This is a genomic window from Shinella sp. S4-D37, from assembly GCF_040812195.1.
Lineage (GTDB): Bacteria > Pseudomonadota > Alphaproteobacteria > Rhizobiales > Rhizobiaceae > Shinella.
Genome location: NZ_JBFNXL010000005.1, coordinates 3,012,038 through 3,027,243, shown reverse-complemented (window position 1 = coordinate 3,027,243; position 15,206 = coordinate 3,012,038). Strand labels below are relative to the sequence as shown.

14 protein-coding genes and 2 pseudogenes are annotated in these 15,206 nt (G+C 64.4%); 7 read left to right on the top strand and 9 right to left on the bottom strand.

The annotated features are described in order from the left end of the window. Positions 1 to 172 precede the first annotated feature (172 nt). Positions 173 to 634, top strand: a complete 462-nt coding sequence (rirA, locus tag AB3G45_RS22365; RefSeq protein ID WP_367832634.1) for an iron-responsive transcriptional regulator RirA — start codon at positions 173 to 175, stop codon at positions 632 to 634. A gap of 30 nt (positions 635 to 664) precedes the next feature. Here the strand turns inward: rirA and AB3G45_RS22360 are convergent, their stop codons facing one another. Continuing rightward, on the bottom strand, positions 665 to 1,066 hold the full coding sequence (locus AB3G45_RS22360) for a hypothetical protein (protein WP_367832633.1): 402 nt from the start codon (positions 1,064 to 1,066) through the stop codon (positions 665 to 667). 125 nt (positions 1,067 to 1,191) lie between these two features. Next, a complete protein-coding gene (locus tag AB3G45_RS22355) occupies positions 1,192 to 1,911 on the bottom strand; it encodes a LuxR C-terminal-related transcriptional regulator (RefSeq protein ID WP_367832632.1) in 720 nt (239 codons plus the stop codon). A gap of 488 nt (positions 1,912 to 2,399) precedes the next feature. On the opposite strand from AB3G45_RS22355, the gene AB3G45_RS22350 reads away from it, so the two are divergent. The 6 genes from AB3G45_RS22350 (at position 2,400) to AB3G45_RS22325 (ending at position 8,189) form a co-directional block, all read left to right on the top strand. Further along, the gene (locus AB3G45_RS22350; RefSeq protein ID WP_367832631.1) at positions 2,400 to 3,995 is read left to right on the top strand and encodes an ABC transporter substrate-binding protein; all 1,596 of its coding nucleotides are present in this window, start codon (positions 2,400 to 2,402) and stop codon (positions 3,993 to 3,995) included. A 100-nt stretch (positions 3,996 to 4,095) separates the two neighbouring features. Next, positions 4,096 to 5,100, top strand: a complete 1,005-nt coding sequence (locus tag AB3G45_RS22345) for an ABC transporter permease subunit (RefSeq protein ID WP_367832630.1) — start codon at positions 4,096 to 4,098, stop codon at positions 5,098 to 5,100. 10 nt (positions 5,101 to 5,110) lie between these two features. Further along, positions 5,111 to 6,019: an ABC transporter permease subunit gene (locus AB3G45_RS22340; RefSeq protein WP_367832629.1), complete on the top strand. Its 909-nt coding sequence runs from the start codon at positions 5,111 to 5,113 to the stop codon at positions 6,017 to 6,019. After that, entirely contained in the window at positions 6,019 to 6,873 is an 855-nt protein-coding gene (locus AB3G45_RS22335) for an ABC transporter ATP-binding protein (RefSeq protein ID WP_367832628.1), read from the top strand. The genes AB3G45_RS22340 and AB3G45_RS22335 overlap by 1 nt, the downstream gene beginning before the upstream one ends. Further along, positions 6,870 to 7,700 (top strand): dipeptide ABC transporter ATP-binding protein, encoded by an 831-nt coding sequence (locus tag AB3G45_RS22330; RefSeq protein ID WP_367832627.1) that lies wholly within the window; start codon positions 6,870 to 6,872, stop codon positions 7,698 to 7,700. The genes AB3G45_RS22335 and AB3G45_RS22330 overlap by 4 nt, the downstream gene beginning before the upstream one ends. Before the next feature lie 144 nt (positions 7,701 to 7,844). Further along, positions 7,845 to 8,189, top strand: coding sequence for a RidA family protein (locus AB3G45_RS22325; RefSeq protein ID WP_367832626.1), 345 nt, complete (start codon positions 7,845 to 7,847; stop codon positions 8,187 to 8,189). Between the two features lie 68 nt (positions 8,190 to 8,257). On the opposite strand, the gene AB3G45_RS22320 is transcribed toward AB3G45_RS22325, so the two are convergent. The 7 genes and pseudogenes from AB3G45_RS22320 to AB3G45_RS22290 form a co-directional block, all read right to left on the bottom strand. Beyond that, entirely contained in the window at positions 8,258 to 8,968 is a 711-nt protein-coding gene (locus tag AB3G45_RS22320; protein WP_367832625.1) for an AAA family ATPase, read from the bottom strand. A 119-nt stretch (positions 8,969 to 9,087) separates the two neighbouring features. Continuing rightward, entirely contained in the window at positions 9,088 to 10,176 is a 1,089-nt protein-coding gene (locus tag AB3G45_RS22315) for a chemotaxis response regulator protein-glutamate methylesterase (RefSeq protein WP_367832624.1), read from the bottom strand. Then, positions 10,176 to 11,027, bottom strand: coding sequence for a protein-glutamate O-methyltransferase CheR (locus AB3G45_RS22310; RefSeq protein ID WP_367832623.1), 852 nt, complete (start codon positions 11,025 to 11,027; stop codon positions 10,176 to 10,178). The genes AB3G45_RS22315 and AB3G45_RS22310 overlap by 1 nt, the downstream gene beginning before the upstream one ends. Positions 11,028 to 11,043: 16 nt before the next feature. After that, the gene (locus AB3G45_RS22305; RefSeq protein WP_367832622.1) at positions 11,044 to 11,538 is read right to left on the bottom strand and encodes a chemotaxis protein CheW; all 495 of its coding nucleotides are present in this window, start codon (positions 11,536 to 11,538) and stop codon (positions 11,044 to 11,046) included. Positions 11,539 to 11,540: 2 nt separating this feature from the next. Next, positions 11,541 to 12,773, bottom strand: a pseudogene (locus tag AB3G45_RS22300) (methyl-accepting chemotaxis protein); the annotation flags it as partial. 57 nt (positions 12,774 to 12,830) lie between these two features. Then, a pseudogene (locus AB3G45_RS22295) lies at positions 12,831 to 13,355 on the bottom strand (MCP four helix bundle domain-containing protein); the annotation flags it as partial. Between the two features lie 142 nt (positions 13,356 to 13,497). Beyond that, entirely contained in the window at positions 13,498 to 15,192 is a 1,695-nt protein-coding gene (locus AB3G45_RS22290) for a methyl-accepting chemotaxis protein (protein ID WP_367832621.1), read from the bottom strand. Positions 15,193 to 15,206: the final 14 nt, after the last annotated feature.

Below are 15,206 nucleotides of genomic sequence, written 5' to 3'. Positions count from 1 at the left end.
CTCCTGGTGCATTTATTCTTAACTGCTAAAGTCGTGTTTAACGGCTTGCCCCTCGCAGTCAACCGTGCGATCCCTGCCATAACATGAATGTGATTTTCCGCTTTTTGGAATTGTTCTAAACAGCGAAGTGCCCTATATGTGTTCGGACTGAAAACCGGATTCGGAGTTCCCGATGCGTCTGACGAAACAAACCAACTATGCGGTGCGCATGTTGATGTACTGCGCGGCGAATGGTGACAAACTCAGCCGCATCCCGGAGATCGCCAGGGCCTACGGCGTGTCCGAGCTGTTCCTGTTCAAGATCCTCCAGCCGCTGACGCGCGCCGGGATCATCGAGACCGTGCGTGGCCGCAACGGCGGCGTGCGCCTGCCGAGGTCGGCGACGGAGATCACCCTGTTCGACGTCGTGCGCGTGACGGAGGATTCCTTCGCCATGGCCGAATGTTTCGAGGCGGGCGAGATCGAGTGCCCGCTGGTCGACAGCTGCGGCCTCAACTCGGCGCTGCGCAAGGCGCTGAACGCCTTCTTCGAAGTGCTCCAGCAATATACGATCGACGATCTGGTCAAGGCCCGCCCGCAGATCGGCATGCTGCTCGGCCTGGAAAACGCCGCCGTGCGTCAGCCCGCCGCCTGAGGCGCCGCAAGACCGAACGCGCGCCGGCGCTCACGCGTCGGCGTCGCGCTTTACATATTCCTGCAGGATGAATTCGATGGCCGTCGGGTCGAGTTCGGCCTTGTCGATGCGGAAGTCGACGCCGTAGTCGTCGATCTTCTGGAAATAGGCATCGCTGATCGACGAGGAAATGACGCCGATCGGCCCGATATAGCCGTTGCGCCGGAGTTCCGGCACGGTCTCGCGGAAATCCGCCTGAGGCTGCAGCCGGTTGTCCATCAGGATCATGTCGAGCTGCACGCCGGACGCGCGGATGAAATCCAGCGCCGCCTCCACCGTCTCCGCATAGTCGAGTTTGATCTCATAGGTCGTGACCCTGCGCATCAACGCGCGAAGGATGACGTCTTCCGCAGGGTCGTCATCGACAAGCAGGATATGCACGGTTGCGGTCATGGCGGTGGGTGAACCTGATTGCATCGAATGGTTGGCCGACGGTCGCGGCTACTCTCATCCAGGCCGCGGTCATTAACAAGTCCCTAACTTTGTTATCGATCATGCCGCGGACCTGTTTTGCGACATTATTGGATGATCTGCTCGCGGATCGCCTTCGCCACCATCTGCGTGCGGTTGACGACGTCGAGTTTCTTGAGGATCGTTGCCGTGTGCGAGTTCACCGTATGCTCGGAGACCGAGACGATGAGGGCGATCTCGCTCGCCGTCTTGCCGTAGGAGATCCAGCGCAGGATTTCCGTCTCGCGCGGCGTCAGGCCCATGCCGGCCTTGTTGGAGAGCACCTTGCGATAGAAATAGTCGAAGGCGCAGTTGGCCTCGTAGCAGATCTCGTAATGGGCGTTGCGGCCGATATCCTCGCCATCGCCGAGGAAGAGCACCACGTAGCGCGCGCCGGCGATGGAGTGGACCGGCAGGGCGAGCGCCATGTCGAAGCCGATCTGCTCCAGGAAATCGCTGCTGCCGGCCGTGCCGTTCTCGGCCGGGTCGTCGCTCAGCCACACGGTCGGGATCGTCGACTTGTAGAAGCTCTTGAAGATGGCGGATTCGTTGAGGCGATGGCGCTTGTCGTAGGCCTCGGCAAGGCCGGCCGGCAGGTCGTGCAGCACGAGGCGGCCCGCAAGGTGGCTGGACTCGTGCTCGTTGGCCAGTTGCAGGATGCCGAAATGCTCGAAACCGTAGCGCAGCGCCAGGGTATGGAAGATGCGAAAGAAATCGACGCGATTGAGAGCCTTCTCAAGATCGCTTTCGAAATCATAGCACCGGTAGTGTTTGTTCAAGACGGGCACGTGGTCTCTATCCCCAGGATTCCACGCGTTCAAATCTAGCGCCACAATTTCTGGCGGCAAAGGGTTTTGCGGGACAATTTTACGAGGATGGGCCACTTTTTTCGTGGGCCACCAGGCAAGTATCTGAAATGAATGGAAAAATATAAGCGGGACTGCCCTTCGTCCTTTTGCTCCGCCCTGCCGCCACAGGGCGGGAGCGCGAAGGGCAGTCCCTCTTGCCTCGATGTCCCCTTATGGCACGCCGGCCGTGCCGCCGCTATCCATTCAGGTCGGGATTGACACGGTGGGGGGAGGGTGATTCGCGCACTTTTGAAGCCGTTTCTAATGCTGTGGAGAATAATGTTCTGCAGGTTTTTCCGTTTGGACAAATTTGTTCGCGGACTTATTGCAATCCTGCGGCAAATGTCGTTCCATCCCCGGCAAGGTCCGGGCCGGAAGCGCACCCGAGCCTGACAAGAGAACAAAAAACCAAACCTGGGAAGCTCACTATGAAAAAGCTGACTACTCTCCTCGCGGCGACGGCGCTTGCCTCGCTGATGGGTACGGCCGCCTGGTCGAAGACCTTCGTCTACTGCTCGGAAGCGTCGCCGGAAGGCTTCGACCCCGGTCTCTACACCGGCGGCCAGACCTTCGACGCAGCGGCGCACACGGTCTACAACCGGCTGGTGGAGTTCAAGCGCGGCACGACCGAGATCGAGCCTGCGCTGGCCGAGAGCTGGGAAATCTCCGCCGACGGCAAGGAGTATACCTTCAAGCTCCGCAAGGGCGTGAAGTTCCAGACGACCGAGTATTTCACCCCGTCGCGTGAGCTGAACGCAGACGACGTGATCTTCTCCTTCGAGCGCCAGTACAAGGAAGACAACGCCTGGAACAAGTACGTGCCGGGCGCGTCCTGGGAATACTTCTCCGGCATGGGCCTGCCCGATGTGCTCGACAAGATCGAGAAGGTCGACGACCTGACGGTCAAGATCACGCTGAAGCGCCCGGAAGCGCCGCTGCTCGCCAACCTCGGCATGCCCTTCATCTCCATCGTCTCCAAGGAATATGCCGACAAGCTGCAGGCTGACGGCAAGATGGAGCTGATGAACCAGCAGCCGCTCGGCACCGGTCCGTTCACCTTCGTCGCCTACCAGCCGGATGCCGCGATCCGCTACAAGGCCAACCCGGACTACTGGGGCGGCAAGCAGAAGATCGACGATCTCGTCTTCGCGATCACCACGGACGCCGCCGTTCGCGCCCAGAAGCTGAAGGCCGGCGAATGCCACCTGATGTCCTATCCGAACGCGGCCGACGTCGCCGAGCTGAAGGCCGATCCGAACCTGCACGTCTCCGAGCAGGCCGGCCTCAACGTCGCTTACCTCGCCTACAACACGCTGGTGGCGCCGTTCGACAAGGTCGAGGTCCGCAAGGCCCTCAACATGGCGATCAACCGCCAGGCCATCGTCGATGCCGTCTTCCAGGGCGCGGCAACCGTCGCCAAGAACCCGATTCCGCCGACCATGTGGTCGTATAACGACGCCGTCGTCGACGATGCGTTCGATCCGGAAGCCGCCAAGAAGATGCTTGAAGAAGCAGGCGTCAAGGATCTCAAGATGAAGATCTGGGCGATGCCGGTTGCCCGTCCGTACATGCTGAACGCCCGCCGTGCGGCGGAACTGATGCAGGCCGACCTTGCCAAGATCGGCGTCACGGCCGAGATCGTCTCCTACGAATGGGCCGAATACCTGAAGCTCTCCTCCGCCAAGGACCGCGACGGCGCGGCCATCCTCGGCTGGACGGGCGACAACGGCGACCCGGACAACTTCCTCGACACTCTGCTCGGCTGCGACGCCGTCGGCGGCAACAACCGTGCGCAGTGGTGCAACAAGGAATTCGACGACCTGATGACGAAGGCGAAGGAAACCGCCGACGTTGCAGAGCGCACGAAGCTCTACGAAGAGGCCCAGGTCGTCTTCAAGCGCGAAGCCCCCTGGAACACGCTCGACCACTCGCTCGCCGTCGTTCCGATGAGCAAGAAGGTCTCCGGCTTCATCCAGTCGCCGCTCGGTGACTTCATCTTCGACGGCGTGGACATCGCCGAGTAAGATCGCTACGAGAAAGGCACGCCGCAAAGAGCGTGCATTGGCCGGCGGCTCGAAGACATTCGGGCCGCCGGTTTTTCACAAAAAGAAGGGATTGGCTCCCATGTTTCGTTTTATCTTCGGGCGGCTCGCCGTCCTGATACCCACGTTCCTCGGGGTATCGCTCATCGCGTTCTCCTTCATTCGACTTCTGCCGGGCGATCCGGTCATGCTGATGTCGGGCGAGCGCGTCATGTCGCCGGAACGGCACGCCGAGCTCATGCACCAGCTCGGGCTCGACCGGCCGATGTACATCCAGTATTTCGACTACCTCGCCGGCCTGCTCACGGGCGACTTCGGCTCGTCCATCGTGACCAAGCGGCCGGTGCTCGATGATTTCATGCTGCTCTTCCCGGCAACGCTGGAGCTTTCGCTCTGCGCCATCATCGTCGCCGTCGTGCTCGGCATTCCGGCCGGCATGCTCGCCGCGGTGAAGCGGGGGACCTGGCTCGACCAGTCGCTGATGGGCGTCGCGCTCATCGGCTATTCGATGCCGATCTTCTGGTGGGGCCTGCTGCTCATCATCTTCTTCTCCGGCTATCTCGGCTGGACGCCGGTCTCGGGACGCATCTCGCTGATGTACTTCTTCCCGCAGGTCACCGGCTTCATGCTGATCGACAGCCTGATCTCGGGCCAGGCGGGGGCGTTCAAATCGGCGCTGACCTACCTGATCCTGCCGACGATCGTGCTTGCGACGATCCCGCTCGCCGTCATCGCGCGCCAGACGCGCTCGGCCATGCTCGAAGTGCTCGGCGAGGACTATGTCCGCACCGCCCGCGCCAAGGGCCTCTCGCCGTTCCGCGTCATCGGCATCCATGCCCTGCGCAATGCGATGATCCCCGTCATCACCACGATCGGCCTGCAGGTCGGCGTGCTGCTGGCGGGCGCCATCCTCACAGAGACGATCTTCTCCTGGCCGGGCATCGGCAAGTGGATGGTCGACAGCGTCTTCAAGCGCGACTATGCCGTGGTGCAGGGTGGCCTGATGCTGATCGCCGCCGTCATCATGATCGTCAACCTCGTGGTCGACCTGCTTTACGGCTGGGTCAACCCGCGTATCCGGCACTAGGAGACGATCCATGAGCACGGTTCAAAACACGGCCGACACCAAGACGGGTGGCACGCCGCCCTCGGGCCTTTCCGAATTCTGGTTCTATTTCTCGCGCAACAAGGGCGCCGTCATCGGCCTCGCGTTCTTCCTGGTCATCCTGTTCGTGGCGGTCTTCGCGCCGATCGTTTCGCCGCACAGCCCGAGCAGCCAGAACCGCGAGCTGCTTCTCCTGCCGCCGGTCTTCCAGGACGGCGGCATGTGGGGGCATGTTCTCGGCACCGACGCCGTCGGCCGCGACATCCTCTCGCGCCTCATCTACGGCGCACGCTTCTCGCTCTTCATCGGTCTCGTCGTCGTGACGCTGTCGGTGGTCTCGGGCGTCCTGATCGGTCTTGTCGCGGGCTATTTCCGCGGCAAGGTCGATACGTTCATCATGCGCATCATGGACATCATCCTGGCGTTTCCCTCGCTGCTGCTCGCCCTCGTGCTGGTCGCGGTCCTGGGCCCGGGCCTCTTGAACGCCATGATCGCCATCTCGCTCGTCAACCAGCCGCATTTCGTGCGCCTGACGCGCGCGGCGGTGATGACCGAGAAGTCCAAGGACTATGTCGTCGGCTCGAAGGTCGCGGGCGCCGGCACGCTGCGCCTGATGTTCCTGACGATCCTGCCGAACTGCCTCGCCCCGCTCATCGTCCAGGCGACGCTCGCCTTCTCGGCGGCGATCCTCGATGCGGCGGCCCTCGGCTTCCTCGGCATGGGCGCCCAGCCGCCGACGCCGGAATGGGGCACGATGCTCGCCGAAGCGCGCGAATTCATCCAGCGCGCCTGGTGGGTCGTCACCTTCCCCGGCCTTGCCATCCTCATCACCGTGCTTGCCATCAACCTCATGGGTGACGGCCTGCGCGACGCCCTCGATCCCAAGCTGAAGAGGTCGTGATGTCGCTTCTCGAAGTCAAAAACCTCACCGTCGAATTCCAGACGGCCTCCGGTCCCTTCCGCGCCGTGGACGGCGTCTCGCTCAAGGTCGACGAGGGCGAAGTGCTCGCCATCGTCGGCGAATCCGGCTCGGGCAAGTCGGTCTCCATGCTCGCGGCCATGGGTCTTCTCCCGTGGACGGCGAAGGTGACGGCGGACGTCCTCACTTTCAACGGCCGCAACATGCAGGCCATGTCCGACGGCGACCGGCGCAGGATCATCGGCAAGGATATCGCCATGATCTTCCAGGAGCCGATCGCCAGCCTCAATCCGTGCTTCACGGTCGGCTACCAGATCGAGGAAGTGCTGCGCATCCACACGGATCTTTCCCGCAAGGCGCGGCGCGACCGGGCGATCGAACTGTTCCAGTCGGTCGGCATTCCGAACCCGGAAGAGCGCCTCGGCCACTTCCCGCACCAGATGTCGGGCGGCCAGTGCCAGCGCGTGATGATCGCGACCGCCCTTGCCTGCAATCCGAAGCTCCTGATCGCCGACGAGCCGACCACCGCGCTCGACGTGACGATCCAGAAGCAGATCCTCGACCTCCTGATGAAGCTCCAGGCCGAACACGGCATGGGCCTCATCATCATCACCCATGACATGGGCGTCGTCGCCGAAACCGCCGATCGCGTCATCGTGCAGTACAAGGGCCGCCAGATCGAGGAGGCCGACGTCCTGTCGCTCTTCTCGGCCCCGAAGAGCGTCTATACCAGGGCGCTGCTTTCGGCCCTGCCGGAAAACGCCACCGGCGGCCGCCTGCCGACGATCACGGAGAAGCTGACCGACGCCGAGATTTTTGCAGGAGCAGCCCGATGACCCCTGTTCTCGAAGCAAAGAACCTGAAGCGCGACTACCACATCCCCGGCGGCCTGTTCAAACCGGCCAAGACCGTCCACGCCGTCAAGGGCGTGAGCTTTACGGTCGAGCAGGGCAAGACGCTCGCCATCGTCGGCGAAAGCGGCTGCGGCAAGTCCACCCTTGCCCGCATGGTCACGATGATCGACCCGGTCACCGAGGGCGACATGCTGATCGACGGCCGCAAGGTCGATATCGCGCACGAGCCGCTGACCGCGGAAATGCGCAGCAAGGTGCAGATCGTCTTCCAGAATCCCTACGGTTCGCTCAACCCGCGCAAGAAGATCGGCGACATCCTGACGGAGCCGCTGGTCATCAACACGAGGGTGCCGGCGGGCGAGCGGCGCGACCGCGCCATGGCCATGCTGAAGAAGGTGGGCCTGGAGGAGAAGCACTACGGGCGCTACCCGCACATGTTCTCCGGCGGCCAGCGCCAGCGCGTGGCGATCGCCCGCGCGCTGATGCTCAATCCGCGCCTTCTGGTGCTCGACGAGCCCGTCTCGGCGCTCGACCTCTCGGTGCAGGCCCAGGTCTTGAACCTGCTCGCCGACCTGCAGGACGAGTTCAAGCTGACCTATGTCTTCATCAGCCACGACCTGTCGGTCGTGCGCCACATCGCGGACGATGTGATGGTGATGTATTTCGGCGAGGCCGTCGAATACGGCAGCCGCGACCAGGTGTTCGAGAACCCGCAGCACAGCTACACCAAGACCCTCTTCGCCGCGACGCCGCGGGTCGACGTGGACGCCATCCGCGCCCGCATCGAGCGCCGCAAGCGCGTGGCGTAAGGACGACCGGCCCGCGGCGGGCCAGCGATTTTCGCGCCCCGCCACTGGCGCCCGTGCGCCGGGCCTCGTATAGACGGCCCGCCGCCGGGCTTTGTCGGCCTGCGGTCTTTGCCGCGAATTCTCAAGACCTGACAGGAACGAGACATGGATATCAAACGCTTTGAAACCGGCCCGCGCATGAGCCAGGCCGTCGTGCACAACGGCACCGTCTATCTGGCCGGGCAGGTCGGCGAGGCCGGCTCCGACGTCACCGAACAGACGAAGCAGGCGCTTGCCGAGGTCGATCGCCTGCTGGCGCTTGCCGGCACGGACAAGACCCGCATCCTCTCCACCCAGATCTGGCTTGCCGATATGGCCGATTTCTCCAAGATGAACGCCGTGTGGGACGGCTGGGCGCCGCAGGGCCACACCCCGGCCCGCGCCACCGGCGAATCCAAGCTGGCGACGCCCGACTATCTCGTCGAGGTCATCGTCGTCGCTGCGCTCTGAGCCGGCTTCGGACAAGACGCAAAAAGGCCGCGGTTTTTCCGCGGCCTTTTTGCGAGAACCGGTGAGGTTCAGGCGACGTTTCTCAGCCTCTCCGCCGCGGTCGGGCGCAGCGCGGCGGGAATCTGCTGGAGCACTTCGAGCGCCAGTGCCCGGGCGTTCTCCTGCGCCTTGTCGAGATTGCTGACACGTCGCGCATCCATCGAATAGAGCGTGCCGCCGCAGCCGAAGATGTCGCGGAAGGCCGCGCGCTCGATGATCGGCGTCTGCAGAAGATGGACGCGGCGGGCGGCCAGCAGGTCCTTGACCGCATGCATCGCGCGCGTCGTCACCATGGAATTGACGCGGGTGAGCACGACGGAATGGCGGATACGGATATCGGCCTTGTCTTCCAGATATTGCAGGAGCTCGATGACATTGGCGCCACCCTGTGCGTCCATGGCGGAGCCCTGCACGGGGATGAGGACATAGTCGGAATAGCCCACGGCCTTGGCGAGCAGGGAACTGCGTGAGCCCGGCAGGTCGATCAGCACGAAATCGGCGCGCGCCTTCTCCTCGGCGAGCTGCCGGTCGATCGTTCCCATCGTGACATAGGGCACAACGCAGAGGCGGTTGCCGAGCAGGCCTTCGGAATTCTCATGCCAGCGGGTGATCCAGTGCTGCGGGTCGGCGTCGAGCACCGAGACGCGGAAGCCGAGGCGGGCAAGCTCGGTCGCAAGCAGCAGGACCGCGGTGGTCTTGCCGGCGCCACCCTTGGTGTTGGCGAAGGTGATGACGGGCATGAGGCTCCCCGGAACGGTTCTTGAGCCTGTCATCGCTCGCAAAGCACCCTCGCATGGTGCTTCGCCATCCTCGCCAATCATGGTTAACAGCCGGTGAAAACGCGCCGGGGCGCGATGCTTTATCGCCGGCGGTCGGCGGCGAGGATCTCGCGGGCGATCTGGTCGAGCGGCAGGATCCTGTCGACGCCGCCATGGGCGATCGCCTCCTTCGGCATGCCGAAGACGATGGAACTCGCCTCGTCCTGCGCCACCGTATAGGCGCCGGCCTGGTGCATCTCGTTCATGCCGCGCGCGCCGTCGTCGCCCATCCCGGTGAGGATGACGCCCATGGCGTTCGCCCCGGCCGCGCGCGCGGCGGAGCGGAAGAGCACGTCGACGGACGGCCGGTGGCGCGAGACGAGGGGTCCCTCGCGCACGGCGACATGGTAGCGCGCGCCCTGCCGCTCCAGCATCATGTGCCGGTCGCCGGGGGCGATCAGCACATGGCCGCGCAGGACCGGATCGCCATGCACGGCTTCCTTCACCGCCACCTCGCACAGGCTGTCGAGGCGCCTGGCGAAGGCGGCCGTGAATTTCTCCGGCATGTGCTGCACGATGACGATGCCGGGGGAATTGGCCGGCAACTGTTCCAGGAGCACGCGTAGCGCTTCCGTCCCGCCCGTCGAGGCGCCGACGCAGGCGACCATCTCGGTCGTCTTCGCCATGGCGCGGCCGGAGGGCGGGGGCAGCACCGCATCGGCGGTGAGTTTTGCGGTCGGCCCGCTCGCCGCGGCCGCGCGCCGGTTCTGGCCGAGGCGGGCGACGGCGGCACCCTTGACGGCTTCGCGGATGCGAGTGCCGGATTCGGCGAGATGGTCGGCCGCCCCGATCTTCGGCTTCAGGATGATGTCGACGGCGCCGGCCTCCAGCGCCTGCATCAGCGTCTCCGAGCCCTCCTCGGTGAGCGAGGAGCACATGACGACGGGGATCGGCTTCTGCGACATGATCTTGCGCAGGAAGGTGATGCCGTCCATGCGCGGCATCTCCACGTCGAGCGTGATGACGTCGGGGACCTGCTCCTGGATCTTCCTTGCCGCCATGAAGGGATCGGAGGCCGCGCCCATCACCTCGATCTCCGGATCCTGCTCGAGGACGTGGGTCAGCGCCTGGCGCACGCTCGCCGAGTCGTCGATGATGAGGACGCGGATCTTCTTGCCGGGAGGGGTCATCAGATCTTCTTGAAAACCGTGTTGGCGACCTGGCGCATCGGCAGGGAAATGCCGGTAACCGTCTCTGAATGGCCCACATAGAGGAAGCCGCCGGGCACCAGGCAGTCGCAGAGCCGCGACAGGACCTTGGCCTGCGTCGGCTTGTCGAAATAGATCAGCACGTTGCGGCAGAAGATCATGTGCATCGGCTCGCCCACCCTGTAGGTGCTGTCCATGAGGTTCATGCGGGCAAAGCCGATCGTCGAGCGCAGACGCGGATGGATGCGCACCTCGCCGCGCCTGGCATCGCGCGAGACCATCACATAGCGGCGCTGCGTCTCGGCGGGCACGGGCTGGATCATGTCGCGCGGATAGACGGCGCGGCGGGCGGCTGCGAGCACGTCGGTGGAAAGGTCGGTGGCGAGGATGCGATAGTCGAGGCCGGAATTCGCGTCGACGAAATCCTGCATCACCATCGCCATCGTATAGGGCTCGGCGCCGATGGAGCAGGCGGCGCTCCACAGCCGCAGCCGCTTGTGGCCGGCCGCCGCCAGTTCCGGCAGGCCGGTCGCGGCCATGTAGTCGAAGTGCTTCGGCTCGCGGAAGAAATCGGTCTTGTTCGTCGTCACGGCGTCGATCAGGAAGATAGCCTCCTTCTCGATGCCGCCGCGCTTGAAGAGATAGTCGCAATAGTCGTTGAAGCTGGCGATGCCGGTGGCCCGAAGGCGCCGGCGCAGGCGGCCCTCCAGCATGGTCATCTTCGTGATCGGCATCTTGATGCCGCTGTAGTCGTAGATATAGCGCGCCAGGGCTTCGAAGTTCCGGCTGCTCAGCCCCTCTTCGGCCCCTTGTATCCGCAATGCTGCTCCCACGCCCGTCCTCCCGAAACTATGCCGTTGCGGCGAGGCGGCCCGCCGAGCCCATCATCGCCATCTCGGCGCCGGAGAACAGGCGCGCCAGATCGACGATGACGACGAAACCGCCATTGCGGCGCACGACGCCGGCAATGTAGTCGGACGGCCAGCGCACGCCGATGTCCGGCGCGCCCTCGATTTCGTCGCTGCGGAAGGGAATGACCTCGAAGACCCGGTCGGCGACGAGGCCGAGGGTGAGGATCTTCTCGCCGATCGGCACGTCAAGCACCAGGGCGCGCGTGTGTGGCGTCTTCTCGGTCCTCGTCATGCCGAGACGAAGACGCAGGTCGATGACCGGCACACCCTGGCCTCGCACGTCCCTGAGACCGAGCAGGTATTCCGGCCCGTGCGGGATCTTGAAGGCATCCTCGTGGTCGAGGATCTCCCGGACGACCGAGACCGGCACCGCGAAGACCTCGTTGTCGAGACTGAAGGTGACGAATTGCGATTCGGAGGATGTGCCGGCCATGATCAGGCGCTTTCCTTGAAGTCGGCGTCGTCGGCATCCGGGCCGCCCATCGACATGTCGAGGGCAAAGCCGCGGGCGCGGGCCTGCTGGGCGTTGACGCTGTTGTCGGACTTGCGGGCCGGGGCGGCGACAGGCTTGGCGGCCGGGCGCGAGGCTGCGGGAGCCGAGCGGCGCTGCTGGGTGACCTGGACGCCGGAGGCACGGTCGACGCGGAAGAAGGCGATCGAGGTCTGCAGCTCCTCGGCCTGGGCGGCAAGCTCTTCCGAGGTGCCGGACATTTCCTCCGAGGCGCCGGCATTCTGCTGGGTCACCTTGTCGAGCTGCTGGATCGCCTCGTTGATCTGCGAGGCACCGATATCCTGCTCGCGGCAGGCTGCCGAGATTTCCGAGACGAGTTCGGCGGTCTTGCGGATATCGGGCACCAGCCGGTTCAGCATCTCGCCGGCTTCCGTGGCGACGGACACCGTCTGGCCGGACAGCGTGCTGATCTCGGCGGCGGCCGCCTGGCTGCGCTCGGCGAGCTTGCGCACCTCCGAGGCGACGACGGCAAAGCCCTTGCCGTGCTCGCCGGCGCGTGCCGCCTCGACGGCCGCGTTGAGGGCAAGCAGGTCGGTCTGGCGGGCGATCTCCTGGACGATGGAGATCTTCTCCGCGATGGTGCGCATGGCGCCGACGGCGCGGCCGACGGCCTCGCCGGAGGCTTCTGCATCCTTGGCGGACTGGCGGGCGATCTTTTCCGTCTGGGCGGCGTTGTCGGCGTTCTGCTTGATGTTGGACGCCATCTCCTCCATCGAGGCGGAGGCCTCTTCGGCCGACGATGCCTGTTCCGTCGCGCCCTGCGAAAGCTGCTCGGAGCTGGCCGACAGTTCCTGGCTGCCGGACGAGACGTTGTTGGCGGCCGACAGCGCGTCGGCGACGACGCCGCGCAGGCGCTCGACCATGCTTTCCAGCGCAAGGCCGAGCGTGTCCTTGTCGGACAGCGGCTTCGGTGTCACCGTGAGGTCGCCGTTGGCGATCTGGTCGGCGATGTTGGCGGTATTGCGCAGGTTGCCGGTCATCGTGTTGAGGGAGTCTATGAGGTCCTTGATCTCGTCATTGGAATTGACGGAGGCCGTCGCCGCCACATCGCCCTGTGCGACCGCGTCTGCCAGACCCGTCGCGGTGGAGAGATTGCGCTTGATGGTGTTGGTTACCACCACGACGACGCCGATTGCCGCCGCCGTGATCAGAAGGCTCATGATCGACATGAGCTGGATCAGGGAGCGGAACAGTTCTATGCCCTGTTCGCGCAATTCCCTGGCGGCTTCAAGCTGATATTCGGTGAGTTTGCCGATGCCTTCGGTTATGGGATCGATGGCCGGGTAGAGGTCGTTCTTGGCGAATGTGTCGAGTTTGGTGAAGTCGCGCAGCCGAAGGATGCCCCTCAGCTCTTCCACTTTCGTGTTGGACTTCGCCATGTCGGTCTTCGCCGTCTCGACGATAACGCTTTCGTCGGGCGTAAGGTCGGTCGACAGATAGGTTGACCATTGATCGGCAATGGTTTGCGTGGCGCTGTCGAGGTTGGTTGCCGCCTGTTGCCAGTCGATGCTGCCGGCGTGCAGCTTATGCGTGGTGTCAACGATGTTGACCGCATAGGCGTCCGAAACCAGTTTAAGCTGCTGAAGGGGCACGACGCGATCGTCGTAAATCGACTTCATCGAGTCCGTCATGGTGCTGATGCCGTAATAGGCACCGCCACCGATGACGCCGGCAATCGCCAGGCTGGAGCCGATCTGGATCGCCAGAATCTTGGCGCCGATTGAACGAAAAATTCCCATGCGACGACGGTTGATGGTCATTTGCTAGACCCTTTCGTGAGTGCGGTTTGTCGATGCAGCGGCAGTTGCTTCCCAATTGTCTGTAAATTTCCGGTCGTCGCTGAAGCGTGTCAGCGACGACTGCCATCCGGTTCAATCGATGTCAGACGCTTTCGCGGAAGTCGGCGTCGTCGGCGTCAGGACCGCCCATCGACATGTCGAGGGCAAAGCCGTTGTTGTGTGCCGCCTTGCCGGTCGCCGGGCGGTGGGCCGGGGAGGCGGCCGGGCGCCTGGTGGTGATGGGGGCGGCCATCTTCGCCGCGGTCGCCCGCAGCTTGTCGGCGTGGTTCGGCTCCTTGCGGGCCGCGCTCTCGACGCGGAAGAAGGCGATGGAGGCCTGCAACTCCTCGGCCTGGGCGGCAAGCTCTTCCGAGGTGCCGGACATTTCCTCCGAGGCGCCGGCATTCTGCTGGGTCACCTTGTCGAGCTGCTGGATCGCCTCGTTGATCTGCGAGGCGCCGATATCCTGCTCGCGGCAGGCTGCCGAAATTTCCGAGACGAGTTCGGCGGTCTTGCGGATATCGGGCACCAGCCGGTTCAGCATCTCGCCGGCTTCCGTGGCGACGGACACCGTCTGGCCGGACAGCGTGCTGATCTCGGCGGCGGCCGCCTGACTGCGTTCGGCAAGCTTGCGCACCTCCGAGGCGACGACCGCAAAACCCTTGCCGTGCTCGCCGGCGCGTGCCGCCTCGACGGCCGCGTTGAGGGCGAGCAGGTCGGTCTGGCGGGCGATCTCCTGGACGATGGAAATCTTCTCCGCGATGGTGCGCATGGCGCCGACCGCACGGCCGACGGCCTCGCCGGAGGCTTCTGCATCCTTGGCGGACTGGCGGGCGATCTTTTCCGTCTGGGCGGCGTTGTCGGCGTTCTGCTTGATGTTGGACGCCATCTCCTCCATCGAGGCGGAGGCCTCTTCGGCCGACGACGCCTGTTCCGTCGCGCCCTGCGAGAGGGTTTCGGAGCTGGCCGACAGCTCCTGGCTGCCCGAGGACACGTTGTCGGAGGCTGAAAGGGCGTCCGCCACCACGCCGCGCAGGCGCTCGATCATCGTGTTGACGTGGCCGAGCAGCTCGCCGATCTCGTCCTTGGTGGAAATTTCGGCAAAGCGGGTGAGATCGCCGTCCGCCACGTTCTGTACCACGCCGACGGCGCGGGAGATGCCGCGATTGATCGACAGGACGATCCAGACGGCGGCAAGGCCGGCAATCAGGAAGGCGGCGGTGGCGGCGGCGATCATGATCGTGCGCGTGCCGGCATATTGCGCTTCGGCATTGTCGTCCGCTTCCTGAAGGCGGGCCTGTTCGAGCGTGACCACCTCGTCGAGCAGGACGTCGATCTCGTTCGTCACCGTGCGGGCATCCGCCGTGGAGACGCGAAGCGCGCCTGCGCTGTCGCCGGCGAGCATCAGGCTGCGCACCCGGTCGTCCTCGCGGCGGAACTCGGTGGAAAGGCCCTGGAGCTTGGACCACAGCACCTTGCCCTGTTCCGTGGCTTTCGCCAGCACCTGCTCGAAGGCCGCGTCGAAATCCGTGCGGGCCTTGTCGCTGAGGGCGATATACTTGTTCGTCTCGGCGCTGCTGGTCGCCGAAAGCATGTTCTTCTGCTGGCGGATCTGCTGGAGCTGCAGGACATTGAGTTCCTGGGCGAGGCGCAGGCGCGTCGCCGGCCCGGTGAGCACGTCGCCGAGCGTCGCGTTGAGGCCGCCGAGGCTGACGATGCCGTAGCCGGCAGTGCCGGCCAGCATGAGCATGATGAAACCGAAGGCCAGGAACAACTTGAGTTTGATGGTGAAGCGCATGGGTCTCTCCTGGT